General features: G+C 32.5%; 12 protein-coding genes and 1 other annotated feature. Of the genes, 11 read left to right on the top strand and 1 reads right to left on the bottom strand.

Features of this window, described 5'->3' with window-relative positions:
• Positions 1 to 61 precede the first annotated feature (61 nt).
• From hblD to colA, 4 genes are all read left to right on the top strand, one after another.
• Positions 62 to 1,282, top strand: a complete 1,221-nt coding sequence (gene hblD, locus J4P91_RS21290; protein WP_207995739.1) for a hemolysin BL lytic component L1 — start codon at positions 62 to 64, stop codon at positions 1,280 to 1,282.
• Positions 1,283 to 1,318: 36 nt separating this feature from the next.
• The gene (hblA, locus tag J4P91_RS21285) at positions 1,319 to 2,446 is read left to right on the top strand and encodes a hemolysin BL binding component B (protein ID WP_207995738.1); all 1,128 of its coding nucleotides are present in this window, start codon (positions 1,319 to 1,321) and stop codon (positions 2,444 to 2,446) included.
• Positions 2,447 to 2,821: 375 nt separating this feature from the next.
• On the top strand, positions 2,822 to 3,949 hold the full coding sequence (locus J4P91_RS21280; protein WP_207995737.1) for a ClyA family alpha-helical pore-forming toxin: 1,128 nt from the start codon (positions 2,822 to 2,824) through the stop codon (positions 3,947 to 3,949).
• 799 nt (positions 3,950 to 4,748) lie between these two features.
• Complete coding sequence (colA, locus tag J4P91_RS21275) at positions 4,749 to 7,385, top strand: collagenase ColA (RefSeq protein ID WP_207995736.1); 2,637 nt, start codon at positions 4,749 to 4,751, stop codon at positions 7,383 to 7,385.
• A gap of 549 nt (positions 7,386 to 7,934) precedes the next feature.
• Here colA and J4P91_RS21270 read toward each other — a convergent pair.
• A complete protein-coding gene (locus tag J4P91_RS21270; protein WP_207995735.1) occupies positions 7,935 to 8,471 on the bottom strand; it encodes a CGNR zinc finger domain-containing protein in 537 nt (178 codons plus the stop codon).
• 350 nt (positions 8,472 to 8,821) lie between these two features.
• On the opposite strand from J4P91_RS21270, the gene J4P91_RS21265 reads away from it, so the two are divergent.
• From J4P91_RS21265 to J4P91_RS21235, 7 genes are all read left to right on the top strand, one after another.
• Positions 8,822 to 10,207 (top strand): preATP grasp domain-containing protein, encoded by a 1,386-nt coding sequence (locus J4P91_RS21265; protein ID WP_207995734.1) that lies wholly within the window; start codon positions 8,822 to 8,824, stop codon positions 10,205 to 10,207.
• A 45-nt stretch (positions 10,208 to 10,252) separates the two neighbouring features.
• Positions 10,253 to 10,558, top strand: coding sequence for a hypothetical protein (locus J4P91_RS21260; RefSeq protein ID WP_207995733.1), 306 nt, complete (start codon positions 10,253 to 10,255; stop codon positions 10,556 to 10,558).
• A 21-nt stretch (positions 10,559 to 10,579) separates the two neighbouring features.
• Positions 10,580 to 11,956 (top strand): aspartate aminotransferase family protein, encoded by a 1,377-nt coding sequence (locus tag J4P91_RS21255; protein ID WP_207995732.1) that lies wholly within the window; start codon positions 10,580 to 10,582, stop codon positions 11,954 to 11,956.
• Positions 11,937 to 13,109 (top strand): acyl-CoA dehydrogenase family protein, encoded by a 1,173-nt coding sequence (locus tag J4P91_RS21250; protein WP_207995729.1) that lies wholly within the window; start codon positions 11,937 to 11,939, stop codon positions 13,107 to 13,109. The genes J4P91_RS21255 and J4P91_RS21250 overlap by 20 nt, the downstream gene beginning before the upstream one ends.
• Complete coding sequence (locus J4P91_RS21245) at positions 13,093 to 13,491, top strand: thioesterase family protein (protein WP_207995727.1); 399 nt, start codon at positions 13,093 to 13,095, stop codon at positions 13,489 to 13,491. The genes J4P91_RS21250 and J4P91_RS21245 overlap by 17 nt, the downstream gene beginning before the upstream one ends.
• Positions 13,492 to 14,688, top strand: coding sequence for an MFS transporter (locus tag J4P91_RS21240; RefSeq protein ID WP_207995726.1), 1,197 nt, complete (start codon positions 13,492 to 13,494; stop codon positions 14,686 to 14,688).
• Between the two features lie 145 nt (positions 14,689 to 14,833).
• Positions 14,834 to 15,069, top strand: a binding site (T-box leader).
• A 525-nt stretch (positions 15,070 to 15,594) separates the two neighbouring features.
• A complete protein-coding gene (locus tag J4P91_RS21235) occupies positions 15,595 to 15,864 on the top strand; it encodes a hypothetical protein (protein ID WP_207995777.1) in 270 nt (89 codons plus the stop codon).
• The last annotated feature ends 241 nt before the right edge of the window (positions 15,865 to 16,105 follow it).

The raw sequence follows: 16,105 nt of genomic DNA, 5'->3' as shown, positions 1-16,105 counted from the left end.
GTTAAGAATTCAGAAAGTTAAGATTATAATACTCTATCAAAAAATAGGGAGGAGAATTAATATGAAGAAATTCCCATTCAAAGTGTTGACTTTGGCCACTCTGGCAACGGTTTTAACTGCTACTACCGGCAACACTATTCATGCATTTGCACAAGAACAGACCGCTCAAGAACAGAAAATAGGGAATTATGCATTAGGGCCCGAAGGACTGAAGAAAGCATTGGCTGAAACAGGATCTCATATTCTTGTAATGGATTTGTACGCAAAAACAATGATTAAACAACCGAATGTAAATTTATCTAATATTGATTTAGGTTCGGAAGGGGGAGAATTAATTAAAAATATTCACCTTAATCAGGAACTGTCTCGAATCAATGCGAATTATTGGTTAGATACAGCGAAACCCCAGATTCAAAAAACAGCTCGTAATATTGTAAATTACGATGAACAATTTAAAAATTATTACGATACATTAGTAGACACTGTACAAAAGAAAGATAAGGCAGGTCTAAAAGAGGGCGTACATGATTTAATCAGTACAATTGATACAAATTCAAAAGAAGTTACAGAAGTGATTAAGATGTTAGAAGCTTTCAAAACAAAACTGTATACAAATACTACAGATTTTAAAAACAATGTTGGTGGCCCAGATGGAAAGGGTGGATTAACGGCAATATTAGCGGGAAAACAAGCACTGATTCCACAACTTCAAGCTGAAATTGAGAAGCTACATTCTACTCAGAAAGAACATTTTGACAATGTATTAGCATGGTCAATTGGTGGTGGACTAGGAGCAGCCATTTTAGTTATTGGAGCTATTGCAGGAGCGGTAGTAATTGTTGTGACTGGCGGTACGGCAACACCGGCTGTTATTGGTGGCCTTTCGGCGCTCGGTGCAGCTGGTATCGGTTTAGGAACAGCAGCTGGTGTCACGGCGTCTAATCATATGAATTCCTATAACGAAATTTCTAAGAAAATCGGAGAATTAAGTACGAAAGCCGATCTTGCTAACCAAGCAGTTATTTCGCTTACTAGTGCGAAAGACACTTTGACATATCTGTATCAGACAGTGGATCAAGCGATAATGTCTCTAACGAATATTCAACAACAATGGAATAAAATGGGTGCAAATTATAAGGATTTATATGATAATATCGACCAAATGCAAGACCATAAACTTTCTTTAATACCTGATGATTTAAAGGCTGCTAAACAAAGTTGGAATGATATTCATAAGGATGCAGAATTCATTTCGAAAGACATCGCTTTTAAACAAGAATAGAACTTAAAATCAAAGCCTATATAGGAGGAATATGAAATGATGAAAAAAATCCCATACAAACTACTCGCTGCATCGGCATTTTTAACCTTGACAACAACTTCTGTAGTCTCACCAGTAACAGCTTTTGCAAGTGGAATTGAACAAACTAACAATGGAGAGACGTCTCTTGCGGCAAATGAAGCGAAGATGAAAGAAACCTTGCAAAAGGCTGGGTTATTTGCAAAATCTATGAATGCCTATTCTTATATGTTAATTAAGAATCCAGATGTGAACTTTGAAGGAATTACCATTAATGGGTATCCAGATTTACCTGGTAAAATTGTACAAGATCAAAAGAATGCAAGAGCGCATGCTGTTACATGGGATACGCAAATAAAAAAACAGCTTTTAGATACATTAACAGGCATTATTGAATACGATACAACATTTGACAATTATTATGAAACAATAGTAGAGGCGATTAATATAGGAGATGGAGATACTTTAAAAGAAGGAATCACAGATTTACGAGGTGAAATTCAAAAAAACCAACAGTATGCACAACAATTAATACGAGAATTAACTAAATTAAGAGACGCTATTGGACAAGATGTTAGAGCATTTGGAAGCAATAAAGATCTCTTGCAGTCGATTCTAAAAAACCAAGGTGCTGATGTTGAAGCCGATGAAAAGCGTTTAAAGGAAGTTTTAGACTCAGTAAACTATTATAAAAAATTAGAATCTGATGGATTCAATGTAATGAAGGGTGCCATTTTGGGCCTACCGATAATTGGCGGTATAATAGTGGGTGTGGCAAGAGATAATTTAGGTCAGTTAGAGCCTTTATTAGCACAATTACGTCAGACTGTAGATTATAAAGTAACATTAAATCGTGTAGTTGGAGTTGCTTACAATAATATTAGTGAGATGCATAAGGCACTTGATGATGCTATTAATGCTCTTACTTATATGTCCACGCAATGGCACGATTTAGATTCTCAATATTCGGGAGTACTGGGACATATTGAGAATGCATCTCAAAAAGCTGATCAAAATAAATTTAAATTCTTAAAACCTAACTTGAATGCAGCTAAAGACAGTTGGAAAACATTAAGAACAGATGCGGTCACATTAAAAGAAGGAATAAAAGAATTAAAAGTGGAACCTGTTACTGAGCAAAAATAGGGGAATATTGGTTCTGTGGCAAAGTTGCCTAAAACATAGCGAATCTAGGATTGTATTGTTAAATATTTATACCACAATTAATAATTCTTTATACACCGAACAGGCGGAGTCTCATTAAAGACTACGCCTTTCACTTTTATGTTTATTGGGTTAAACCCTCTAACAAATATTCAACAACAATGGAATAAAATAGGTGCGAATTATAAAGATTTATATAATAATATCGACCAAATACAAGAACGTAAACTTTCTTTAATACCTGATAATTTAAAGGCTGCTAAACAAAATTGGAATGATATTCATAGAGACGTAGAGGTATCACTTTTTAAGAAATAAATGAACTTACAATCAAAACCTATATAAGGGGAATATGAAATGATGAAAAAAAACTTTTACAAACTACTCGCTGTATCAACGCTTTTAACTATGATAACGACTTATGCAGTCACACCAGTAGCAGCTTTTGCAAGTGAAATTCAACAAACTAACAATGGAGATACATCCCTTTCAGCAAATGAAGAAAAGATGAAAAAAGCTTTGCAAGATGCAGGGGTATTTGCAAAATCTATGAATGACTATTCCTATTTGTTAATTAATAATCCAGATGTGAATTTTGAAGGAATTACTATAAATGGGTATTCAAATTTACCTGGTAAAATTATACAAGATCAAAAGAATGCAAGAGCACATGCTGTTACATGGGATAAACAAGTAAAAAAACAGCTTTTAAATACATTGACAGATATTATTGAATACGATACAACATTTGAAAATTATTATGAAATATTAGTAGAGGCAATTAATACAGGGAATGGAGATACTTTAAAAAAGGGGATTACAGATTTACGAGGTGAAATTCAACAAAACGAAGAGTATGCGCAACAATTAATACGAGAATTAACTAAGTTAAAAGACGATATTGGACAAGATGTTAGAGCATTCGGAAGCAATAAAGATCTCTTGCAGTCGATTTTAAAAAACCAAGGTGCTAATGTTGAAGCCGATCAAAAGCGTCTAAATGAAGTTTTAGCGGAAATAAACTATCAAAAAGGCATAGAATCTAAAGGATTGACAATGGTAAAAATCCCCTTTCTTCCCACAGTGATTGCTGGTGGTATAATGATAGGTGATGCAAGAAGTAAGTTATCAAGTTTAGAACCGTTATTAGCACAATTACGCCAGACTGTAGATTATAAAATAACATTAAATCGTGTAATTGGAGTTGCGTTTAGTAATATTGACCAGATGCATAGTGTGATTGATAATGCTATTAAGAATCTTACTTATATGTCCGACCAATGGCATGATTTAGATTCTCAGTATTCGGGAGTACTGGGCCATATTGAGAATGCATCTCAAAAAGCTGATCAAAATAAATTTAAATTCTTACTACCTAATTTAAATACAGCTAAAGACAGTTGGAAAACATTAAGAACAGATGCTTTCACATTAAAAGAAGGAATAAAAGAATTAACAATGCAACCCGTCACTTCACAAAAATAAAGAATATCGGTTCTTTTTTAAGCTTTTGGACAAACACGGCAAACTTAAGTTTTTGCTATGTTAAACAATTTTGTGATCTTGTGATACATGGGGTTGTGTAGTAATGGAACAGAAACAGCAATAATACTCCAAACCCCTTATATATTATATTTTTCTTCAATTTTTATCAATGGACGTTACGTTTTTTACTTTATCTGGTAGGAGGCACGTCACCCATCCATCGACTTAAGCATTTAACTATTTTTGAAGTTAAAAGCACGTTACTATTCTCTTATGTTAATGAGAAAGGGTGACGTGCTTTTTATGAATATGCACCAAAACAAGTGTTCTCTTTATTTGCCAAAGAGCTATATCGATATATGTCTCCCGCTACGCCTAATCAATTAGCCATAGAAGCAGGCGGAATGAAACGAAAATGTAAGTGCCACGGGCACCATACATGCCCATCAACTTAAGACGAAAACAAAATAGACTTTGTACCAAACTGTTGTCATAAAGGGGATAGTGTCAAATAATTTATAAATATCTAAATTACTTGTGAATATATTTTTATACAGTATTAATGAAGGATAGTATTCTATTCATTAGATACAAAATTGGTACAGTTTTTGCTTGTATTTAATTAAAGGAAGGGGAGAAGAGTTCAAGAAAAGAGTATGATAGATTATTTATGGTAAAAAATTACTTGTTATTATATCACTAATTTTACTAGTATCATTGGAGAAGGCGCTTAATAAAGATAGATCAAACAACCCGATCACTTTTCTGAATTTTCTGTTTATAAAAAGGGGGAAACAGTATGGCTAAATACTCTAAATTTTGTAAACTGATGCTTGGTGTTGGACTTGTTACTATATCATGTAATGGGTTACAAATTCAAGCAGAGACAAAAGAGAAAACTACGAAGAATGTATTACAAATGGAGCCAGTAGGATTAAAGAAATCTGTTGATGAGTTAGCACATTCTTCGAACGTACAAGAAAATGCAACTTTTACAAAACGATTAAAGTTAGCGGATTTATCACAGCGTCCACCGATGCCGAAAGAGAACGCTAAACAACTGGCTGAAGAAAGAAAATATTCAATGGCTGAATTAAATCAATTAAGCAACAAACAATTAACTGATTTTCTTGTTACAATTAAATGGTATCAAATTTCAGATTTATTTCAGTTTAATAGTGATAGTCTCAAGTTCTATCAAGATGATAGCCGGGTGCAAGCTATTATTGATAAACTGGCAGAACAAGGGCAAGCTTATACGAAAGATGATTCAAAAGGAGTTGAGACATTAGTAGAAGTTCTACGCTCCGGATTTTATTTAGGTTTTTATAACCAGGAATTAAGCAAACTAAACGAGCGCAGCTATCATGATAAATGTTTACCAGCTTTAAAAACAATCGCAAAGAATCCGAATTTTAAACTTGGTACGACAGAACAAAACAAAGTTATTTCATCGTATGGAATGTTGATTGGAAACGCATCAGCTGATGTTGAAGTACTTTTATATGCGGGTGAAATCTTCAAACAGTATAACGATAATCTTGCAACTTTCATTGAAGACTATACAAAAGGCGATGCTATATATAATTTAGTGAAAGGAATTGATTATGAGGTTCAGTCGTATATGTATACTACGGGTAAAGAACCAAAAGATACGATGTGGTATAGGAACATTGATAGCTTTATTAATGAAATAAATCGTTTTGCACTCATTGGTACGGTAACAGACAAAAATGGATGGTTAATTAATAATGGAATTTACTATGCTAGCCGTTTTGGCAAGCTTCATAGTACACCAACAAAAGGACAGCAAGTTGTTACAGAAGCGATGCGGATTTATCCATACTTGGGACAGCAATATTTTGTTGCGGCAGAACAAATTGTTACAAATTATGGTGGAGTAGATGCGAATGGAAAAACAGTAAATTTAGATCAAATTAGAGAGGATGGTAAGAACAAATATTTGCCAAAAACGTACACATTTGATGATGGGACAATTGTTTTTAAAGCGGGAGATAAAGTTACCGAAGAAAGAATTAAACGTTTATATTGGGCGGCAAAAGAAGTGCGATCTCAATTCTATCGTACAGTTGGTAGTGATAAGGCGCTTGAAAGTGGGCATGCTGATGACGTGATAACAATGGTCATTTACAATAGTCCGGATGAATATCAATTGAATCGTCAATTGTACGGATATGAAACGAATAATGGTGGAATTTATATTGAAGGAATCGGAACTTTCTTTACTTATGAACGTACACCACAGCAAAGTATATACAGTTTAGAAGAGTTATTCCGTCATGAATTTACACACTATTTACAGGGAAGATATGAAGTTCCAGGATTATGGGGACAAGGAGAATTATATCAAAATGAACGTTTGACTTGGTTTGAAGAAGGAAATGCGGAATTCTTTGCAGGTTCAACTCGTGTAGATAGCGTAGTACCGCGAAAAAGTATAATTGGTGGATTATCCAGTGATCATGCTAAGCGGTACACAGCAGAGCAAACATTAAATGCAAAGTATGGAACGTGGGATTTTTATAACTATTCGTTTGCATTGCAATCTTATATGTATAATAACCGCCCTGATATGTTCGATAAAGTGCATGATTTAATTCGTGCAAATGATGTACCAGGTTATGATGCGTACCGCTCTACATTAAGTAAGGATGATAAATTAAATGAAGACTACCAATCTTATATGCAAATGCTTATTGACAATCGTGAGAAGTATACAATTCCGCAAGTATCAGATGATTATTTAGCACAGCACGCTCCAAAGCCGCTTTCAGATGTTACAGTAGATATCACCAATGAAGCGAGGTTAAAAGATGTGAAGGTAACAAAAAATAAATCACAATTCTTTAATACATTTACACTACAAGGAACATATACAGGAAGTGTGTCAAAAGGAGAAAATGAGGACCGGAAAGCGATGAACCAAGCAACGAATGATATGTTGAAACATCTTTCAGAAAAAGAATGGAGTGGATACAAAACATTAACTGCTTATTTCGTGAATTACCGTGTCAATGCGGCTGGACAATTTGAATATGATGTTGTATTTAGTGGAGTAAATACTGAAGAAGATACTAGTGTAGAAAAAGAACCGAATGATTCCTTCAATACAGCTAATCCGCTATCTCTGAACACCTTATTGCGAGGTAGCCTAAGTGATCAAGATCAAGTTGATCGATTTGTAATTGATGTAAAAGACCCGAAAGATTTACAAATTACTGTCACGAATGAACAGAACCTTGGGCTGAACTGGGTGTTGCATCATGAGTCAGACCTTAACAACTATGTTGCGTATGCAACAAAACATGAAGGAAATAAATTATTTGGAAATTATTATGCACAGCCAGGAAAATATTATTTAGTTGTATATAAATACAGCGGTGGAACAGGAAATTATACAGCAGAAGTAAAATAAACGAAAGGGTATTAAATATAGCATTAAAGATTTAATGCTATTGATAACGAGATTGAACGACATTTTTTGGTAACGGTGAGACGTTAATAATCATTTAATTTCTAAAATTTTATCATAATTTTCAAAAAGCAATCATTTAGTAGCGTTATTACAACGTTTTTAGACTCTGATGGAAAATTTTGTTTGCAAAGATCATGTGTTAAAAGTCATCGAAAAACTGAATGTGCCGCATGTTTGTGAAACAGACAAAAAGATAAAATGTAAGTACTGTGACCATGAGTCCCAGTACGAGTTGTACATTTTTGATTATATGCAAAATACAAGAAAATAAGATACGAAAAATAAATACTGATTTTTCTGATAATTTTACAATATAATCTTGTTTATATTGTAAAACAAAAGTAGAATAACCCGTTATCTATCATCAATAATGGGTTATTCTACTTTTTCATTATAATAAAAATAAATTAGTTATTACCATCTCATATATTATTAATAAAACAAAAAATTAGATTAATATAAATATTTCTCAATATGTCTTAATATTTCTCAATTAATTTTATGCTTTCTTCGATGGCGTTGTACTTTCGCTATAGTACCACATGATCTTCCCTTTGACTTAGAAGCGTACATTCCACACCAACGTTTAGTCCCATTTCGAGAATTATCATAAAAAACCCATTTACAATCTGGACATGCTTTAAGGCGTTTCCACTGTTTTAAAGCGATATTATTAACGATAATTATCAAAATCTCACTAAAAAAATTATGTTTCTCAATAGAATCATATTGAATATTATCAACATCTAAAATAGATAATTTTAGGGGGTAACTTGTTAACCACTTTGTTAAATTATCAACAGTATTTGTTTCCACACATACACGAATATCTTTACGGAACTGATGAATCTCCTTCAGTTCACCTGAAAAATTAACATTACTAAAATGATTAAAAATAAAATTTTTCACATCCTCTACAGAAATTAAATGTTCAGTTGGTTTACGTGTATCATTTGGGATTTCCCAAGTATTTAAGAAACTACGGACAATCTCTAATTCCCCCGGTGCTAATTGATTATTAACCAATCTCACTCACCTCGTAATAATTGATATTGACTTTATTATACAATCATTGGTAACATAATAAAAGAAATGTTAACCATTAAAGGTTTATAGTGGTTAACGACTGATTGTTAAACTTTAAAGGTGGCGATATTATGTGTTATCACGTTCTTGAGTTAACAAAAAACATGCTAACTAATAACCCAAATAATCACTTTTTGAAAATTGTATTATATATAACTTTACAAAAGTGAAAATTCTAAAAATTTAATCTTGACAAAATATTAATATAAATTTAAGTTTATGTATGTGAAACTAACAATCCATCTATAAGGATAAAGGGTTTTACTTAAAACTATACTGGAGGTTACATGATGGAACTAAGTGTTGCTGAAAATTTAAAAGAAAAATCTCAAATTGTTAGTAAATTACCTAAACTAATTATTGGTAACGTAGGTGCTGAATCATTAGTAGGTGAACCTGATAAGCTATCTGAAAAATCAGGTTCGATGTGGTCTTCTTTTTCTTATCGTTTGGCTTGGTTATTAGAGAAAGGGGATATTTTATTACTACCTAAACAAATTTCTGATGAATTTTTAACTTATATACTATCTATCAAAGGATTACAAAAAGAAGATGTGCATGTCATAGTACCAGAAAATGTTCATCATAAAGAATTATTAACTTACGAGACTTTAAATAGTCATATATTAAAAGCACAACTAACAACACTTATGTCAGGGAAAACATGGGACGTAATCCCATATTTCTTTGATAGAGCTGTAGCACAATTGGTAAAGAATTTACCTGTTAAAATCCAACCTCATATTCTAGATTATTTCCGTCAAGGTGGATCTGAAGTGTTAAATAGTAAAATTGAATATCGAAGAATTGCGGGTGCTTACAATATTCCTGTTCCAGAAGGGTTAAATTGTTATACACCAAGCGAATTATATCAAGCTCTGAAAGAACTAATAGTTATAACCGGATCAGTTATTATAAAACAGGATACAAATGCCAGTGGACAAGGGAATATCGTAATTACATACGATCAGAGAACGGAATCTCCTGGTGCATATAAAACTTTATGTATTGAACAGGAGAATGAGCTAGAGGGTATTTATCTGAAAATTTGGAATGATTTAACTGGCGAACTTAATACAAAGTTAGTAGTGGAGGCTTATTATGAAACGATCTCTGTATTTTATGCAGAGTTAGAAGTTAAAGAGGGCGTTCTGAGACCCTACCTACTAAACTTTGGAGACATGAGAATGGAGCCAGTATGGAACGGATTTGAAATTCCAACTGTTTCATTAAAGCCATATGCTATAGGTGAATTTATTTCTAATTGTACAAAACTTACTGAAATTGTTATGCAAAGAGGGTATGTAGGATTAATAAATATTGACGGTATTTTGACCAGCGATGGAAAAGTTATGATTTCTGAGATTAATGGAAGAACAGGTGGATCAACACACGTACATGTTGTTGCTGAGAATTTTTATGGTGAAAATTATGGAGACAACTACACAATATTAACTCAAAACAAAGTAAATATTGGAAACAAGAGCTTCGGTGAACTGTTAAATGAGCTCAAAATCAATAATTTATTAGCTTCCAAAAATCAAGAGGGTGTAGTGTTGTTAAATGATGAAAATCAAAGTAAATCAATTGAGTATATGGTTGTAGGAGAAACTAGAGAGAGAGCTTATGAATTAGAAAATAATTTTAGAGAGTTCCTAAATCAATTTATAAAGTAAAAAGTAAAGAATTTATCATTGTTACTTACTGTAGGGGGTTTGAATGTGGTTGCAATTGTTAAAGTTGATATAGAAGAACAGCTAATTAATATTTTACAAAATGAAAGCGGTTGCTTTTGTGTAATTAAATATAGTAGTAATGACTATATTGCTGTTTTAGAAAAAGAAAACATCAAAATTCATGCAATTAATTCTATAGAATTAGATAATGTAACTATTCCAATAGTTCAAGTAGAAAAAGGTAAATATCCCCCTTTTAAAGAGCGCATATTGGTTTCGAATAAAGATGCAAGTGATGAATTATTAGCATTAGCAGCATTAGCAGACCTTTATTTAGGAATAAATCGATAATACAGGAGTGAATATTTTCTAATGAGTATATCTAGTATTTCAACGTCATCCGTCTTAAAACCAATTATGCACAAATCATATCCAGTTGTGGAATATGGCGAAGGAATTTATATATATGATAAAAATAACAAAAAATATATGGATGGTTGTTCAGGAGCTATAGTTGCTAATATTGGCCATGGTATTAAAGAAATAGCTGAAATAGGGTATAAGCAACTTTCTAAAATTGCATTTACTTATAGAACTCAGTTCACTAATCAACCTTTAGAAGATTTAGGGAAAAGAATTACAAATCTATCTCCCAATCTTAGTCATATTTTCTTTTCTAATAGTGGCTCTGAAGCAACTGAAACCGCTTTACGTCTAGCGATACAATATTGGCAAGAGCTAGGAAAGAAAGATAAAAATATAATACTATCAAGAAAAATTAGTTATCACGGCGTAACACTAGGTGCTCTTTCTATGTCAGGTAGTGATCGAAGGATTAGATTTGAAGAAATCTTAACATATAATCCAACTATCCCAACTCCATATTGTTACAGATGTCCATTCTCTAAAGATCCCAAAACTTGTAATCTAGAATGTGCAAGAGCTGTAGAAACTGTAATTAATAAAATTGGTAGTCATAAAATTGCAGGAGTTATTATGGAACCTGTTGTAGGAGCTTCAGGTGGAGCTATTACACCTTCAGACGGTTACTTTGAGATTGTTAGAGAAATTTGTAATAAACATGATATTCTCTTAATTTGCGATGAAGTAATGACAGGTTTAGGAAGAACTGGAGAATGGTTTGGGATTAATAATTGGGACGTTGAACCGGACATCATAGCTTTAGGAAAAGGAATGAGCGCTGGCTATACACCAATTTCAGGTGTACTGTTTAATCAAAAAATTTATGATGCAATTAATGAAGGTTCAGGAGTAGCCGTATACGGACATACTTATAGTGGAAATCCAGGATCAGCAGCTATTTCATTAGGTGTTTTAGATTATATAGAATCTAATGACCTTATAACAAAGGTTAAAAATAAGGAAGAAATTTTCCGTAAGAAATTAAACGAATTAAAAAATAAATTTGAATGTATTGGGGATGTCAGAGGGAAAGGACTATTGTGGGGAGTAGAATTAGTTTCAAATAGAGAGAAACGAACCCCTTTTTCGAGAAGTCTTAATATTGCGGATATTATAGTGGATATTGCTTTAGAAAATGGATTATTAATTTATCCCGTGAAAAATATGATTAATTATTCAGAAGGAGATGCTTTTTTAGTTGCTCCACCATTTACCATATCAAAAGAGGAAATCGATGAATTATTTAATATATTAACAAAATCAATGACAATGTTAGAAAAATACTTAGTAGAAGAGGGGATAAATAATGGAAATGAATTGGAATGAAAAACAATTAAAATATATTGAGGAGTTCAAAAAATTAGGCCACTTAATATCTGAAAAAACGGAAGAGAATTATTGGAATCATCAATTCGACTTCGAAAGTTGGAAAAAAGTCTCGGATGCCAATCTATGGCGTATCCCAGTACCAATAGAATATGGCGGCTTAGGTCAGAGTTGGTGGGAATTTGCTGCAGCTTTAGAAGGGTTATCTAAGACTGCAAAAGATTTTGGGTTTCTTCTCTCAACAATTGCTCACATTGGATGTATAAGAGTTTTATTAAATTATGGATCGGAAGAGCAAAAGAAATTATTTTTACCGAAACTAATGAACTATTCTGTAGGTGCAACTGCAATTACTGAACAAACTGGAGGCTCAGATGTAGCCAGAATTAAGACATCTGCAGAAAAATATGATAACTTCTATCTCTTAAATGGTAGAAAAGCTCATATTACAAATGCACCTGTAGCTGACATTATGGTTATTGTTGGGCGTATTCCAAAACTCGGAGAAAAAGATATTACATTGTTTATTGTTGAGAGAGAATATGAAGGTTTAAGTTTTGAACCAGCAGAAGATATGTTAGGGAATCATACAAGTCCAACAGGCGATATTATCTTATCAAATGTTAAGGTTGAAGGAAAAAATATCCTTGGAGATAAAGGTGATGGTCTAAATACACTCTATAACATGATCTCACTAGATAGATTATTATATGGATTAATTTCCGCTGGTTACTCAGAGCATATTTTAGAAGAATGTATGAATTATGCTAAAGAACGTACTGCTTTTAAATCACCAATTATTGATAAGCAATATATTCAAAGGTTACTTGTTGAAATAAAAGTTAATATGGAATCAAGTCGTTGGACTTCGTATGGCGCACTTCAAAAACTAATTAATGATGATCCCGAAGCATCTATGATGTGTTCTCTTGCAAAATTAGTGGGTAGTGAAGGCTTATACAAAAATACTGAGAATGCTATTCGATTACATGGACATAAAGGATATATGAAAGGCGAAATATCCCGTAAATTCTGTGATGCATTCGGCACTGTAATAGCTGGTGGTACAAGTGATATTCAAAGGATTAACATTTTCCAACAATTAAATAAACTTTCTAAAGAGGAGGACATGGAATATGAACTTTCAAATTGATTCTATGGGTAAATATGAATATATAGTTAAGGAAAAGGATTTAGCAAACAATTGGGAAAATGATGTAGAAGTACTAGCAACACCTGTTTTACTTTGGTTAGCAGAAGTATCATGTATGGACGCTATTAAAGATCAAATTGAGGAAAATTATATGTCCCTAGGACTGGGGCATTATGAGATGAAGCATTTAGCTCCATCCCTACTTAACGAAAAAATAACAATTAATTCTAAATTAATCGAGGTTAATAAAAATAAACTTTTATTCGAAGTAGAAGCATTTGATGAAAGTTCTAAAATATTAAGTGGTCTTCATGAAAGAGCTGTTGTTAAAAGAGAGAAATTTCTACGAAATTTAGATGAAAAAAGGAAGGTGGTAAAATAAATGAATAATGAAAAAATTCCTGTTTCCATCAAGGTATTACTGACAGCTGTGTTATTTATGAATACAGGAAGTTTTATGATTATGCCCTTTTTAGCACTATATTTAACAAATGATCTCCACTTTACTTCTTGGGAAGTGGGGACTATTTTAACTACAATTCTCGTTTCACAGCGTGGACTACCGGTATTGACAGGTTTTATGGGTGATCGCGTAAGTCATACGATAAATGTAATTGTAGGAGTACTAATAAGAGCATTAGGGTTTGGGGCGTTTATTTTCGCTAATAGTTTCTGGTCTGTAACCATTGCAGCATTTTTGATTGGATTTGGAGGAGCATTGTTTGATCCTTCTGTTACTTCTTTTTTTACATCACAAAGAGAAGAGGTTCGAAAAAAAACATTTACTTACTTTAACCAAATGCTTAATGCAGGAGTAATTATCGGTCCATTAGTTGGAGCAGTATTAGTTAAGTTTAACCCAGTTTATCCATTTACTATTGCAGGTATTGCTATGTTAGTTTTATCTTTTGTTCTTTATATATATCGTAGTAAATATCCTAGAACTATTAAGGATACTCAAAAAATATTATCAAGTTTGAAAGCTGGCGTCTCCAATAAATTATTTGTACTATTTATTTGTATAATGCCTTTATTTTGGATTATGTTTGCTCAATTGAACATTTCATTTCCAATTAAAGCATATGATCTCTCTGGAAATAAACAATTGGTAAGTTCTATCTTTATAATCAATGGGGTTTCAGGATTACTCTTAATGTTCTTTTTAAGAAAATTATTTATTAATCAAGACCCTATGATTATGGTGAAATTGGGCGTTTTAATCATGGGAGCAGCAATCGGAATGATTCCTCTTGTTCCATCTATTTATTGGATGCTATTTTGTGTTTTTCTTTACACTTTAGGAGAAACACTGACACTGCCAGGGGCTGAAATGACAGTGGCACAATTTAGTGCTAACAAACCTGCTGGGTTGTTTTTTGGAATGTTTCAAGCTTGTTGGGCCTTTGGTGGATCCTTAGGAAATTATCTTGGAGCCTGGTTAAATAAATTTAATCATATTTATTGGAGCTGGTTTATATATCTAGCAATAGGAATTGTGGCTTCTGTTTTGTTTAATATGATACATCAAAGTATGAAGCAAAAACCAGTAATTTTAGAAAAACAAAATATCAGTTCATAAACTGAATTAAGACTTCCTTATATCAATAAGGAAAGAAACTGTTTTGTAGGTTCTGTGGCAAAGTTAATGAATAATAGATTTTCTAAAGATTGAAATTTCACAAAAAATATGTAAAATATTAGTAAACCATATAAATTCAAAAAAGTGAACAGCGATGACAAAGAAGAGTACATATTGGGAACACTCCAGAGAGCTGATGGTTGGTGAAAATCAATGTGTGAAGAATATGGAATGGGCTTTGGAGCTTCAAACCGAAACAGAAGGAGTAGGCTTTGACAGATGTTCCTCCGTTACAAAAGAACCGTATTAAAAATGATACGAACAAGTGAGTTGTAAACAGCAACTAATGAAGGTGGCACCACGGGGTTTCTCGTCATTTTTTGGATGGGAAGCCCTTTTTGTATTTTCTTATTTATCATGGAGGGATTAAGATGAATAAACCCGTTACATTAACAATGGTAGGTAAGAATAGAGATTGAAGTATAGAATCTGTTTGGCTTCGTTACTATAAGAGACAAAAAACTTTCATTATGATGGTATTTTAAAGTTTTAACTTGATACGATGACTTGCCACCACATAAAGTAAAAAAGAGATAAGAACACTTTTATTAAGTGCATTATCTCTTTTCGAATATACATTTCTTAGCCTATGCAAAGTTACCACATATTTCAATGGGACTTACAGATCGCTCTTCAAAAAAAATTATAACTTGCATTTGATGAAAAATATACAATTTAAAACCCTTTCAAAATTACATGGTCAGAATGTCAGGCTTACATATAACGGAAAATAAAAAGTATTTTTAGCGTTTTATGAGTAAATAATATTTCAAAGATACATATTGAAGGATAGATAAAAATATTGTTATGTAATAAATATATTTTATTTAAATTAAAAAAGAGGATATTATGATAAAAAATAGAGTAGGTACAATTATATCGATTTTAATACCAGTTTTATTGATTTTATTTATTGTTAATGTTACAAACACAGTTATTATAACTGTTTTTTTTGGAGTCTCTATTTTTTTACCTATATTGCTTTGTCCAATTGGATTAATCTTAGCTGTTTTGTCCTATAAAGTAGATAAAAATACTGGAGCGAAAATTGGGATAATATTAAATGTGGTAGCATTTTTGATTCCTTTTATTTTGATGATAAGAGGAGTCATGTAGCTGACATTTTAATTATATTTTCGGTTCTGGTGCAAATATATAAAGAATAACACGGAGAATAGTAGATTCCCAATGGAATCGTATTTTATGCTATAATCCCAAACACTTGGTGGATGAACTTTTTTGATTTTGGACAGACTGGTTGGTCTTACCCCCGTCAAGTAGACAGCTGTAAAAAAAGACTATGCAGCCATCGAGATTCGATATTCAATCGGAGCTCGATGGTTAAGCCTTTTTTGGA

Origin of the sequence: Bacillus sp. XF8, assembly GCF_017498755.1 — a bacterium.
GTDB lineage: Bacteria > Bacillota > Bacilli > Bacillales > Bacillaceae_G > Bacillus_A > Bacillus_A bingmayongensis.
This window is presented reverse-complemented; position numbering and strand designations above follow the sequence as displayed.

What these genes read in the sequence shown, in the direction of transcription:
- J4P91_RS21265 (WP_207995734.1), top strand. Translation starts at nt 8,822, where the DNA reads ATGGAACTAAGTGTTGCTGAAAATTTAAAAGAAAAATCTCAAATTGTT.
- J4P91_RS21240 (WP_207995726.1), top strand. Translation starts at nt 13,492, where the DNA reads ATGAATAATGAAAAAATTCCTGTTTCCATCAAGGTATTACTGACAGCT.
- J4P91_RS21255 (WP_207995732.1), top strand. Translation starts at nt 10,580, where the DNA reads ATGAGTATATCTAGTATTTCAACGTCATCCGTCTTAAAACCAATTATG.
- J4P91_RS21245 (WP_207995727.1), top strand. Translation starts at nt 13,093, where the DNA reads ATGAACTTTCAAATTGATTCTATGGGTAAATATGAATATATAGTTAAG.
- hblD (WP_207995739.1), top strand. Translation starts at nt 62, where the DNA reads ATGAAGAAATTCCCATTCAAAGTGTTGACTTTGGCCACTCTGGCAACG.
- colA (WP_207995736.1), top strand. Translation starts at nt 4,749, where the DNA reads ATGGCTAAATACTCTAAATTTTGTAAACTGATGCTTGGTGTTGGACTT.
- hblA (WP_207995738.1), top strand. Translation starts at nt 1,319, where the DNA reads ATGATGAAAAAAATCCCATACAAACTACTCGCTGCATCGGCATTTTTA.
- J4P91_RS21280 (WP_207995737.1), top strand. Translation starts at nt 2,822, where the DNA reads ATGATGAAAAAAAACTTTTACAAACTACTCGCTGTATCAACGCTTTTA.
- J4P91_RS21250 (WP_207995729.1), top strand. Translation starts at nt 11,937, where the DNA reads ATGGAAATGAATTGGAATGAAAAACAATTAAAATATATTGAGGAGTTC.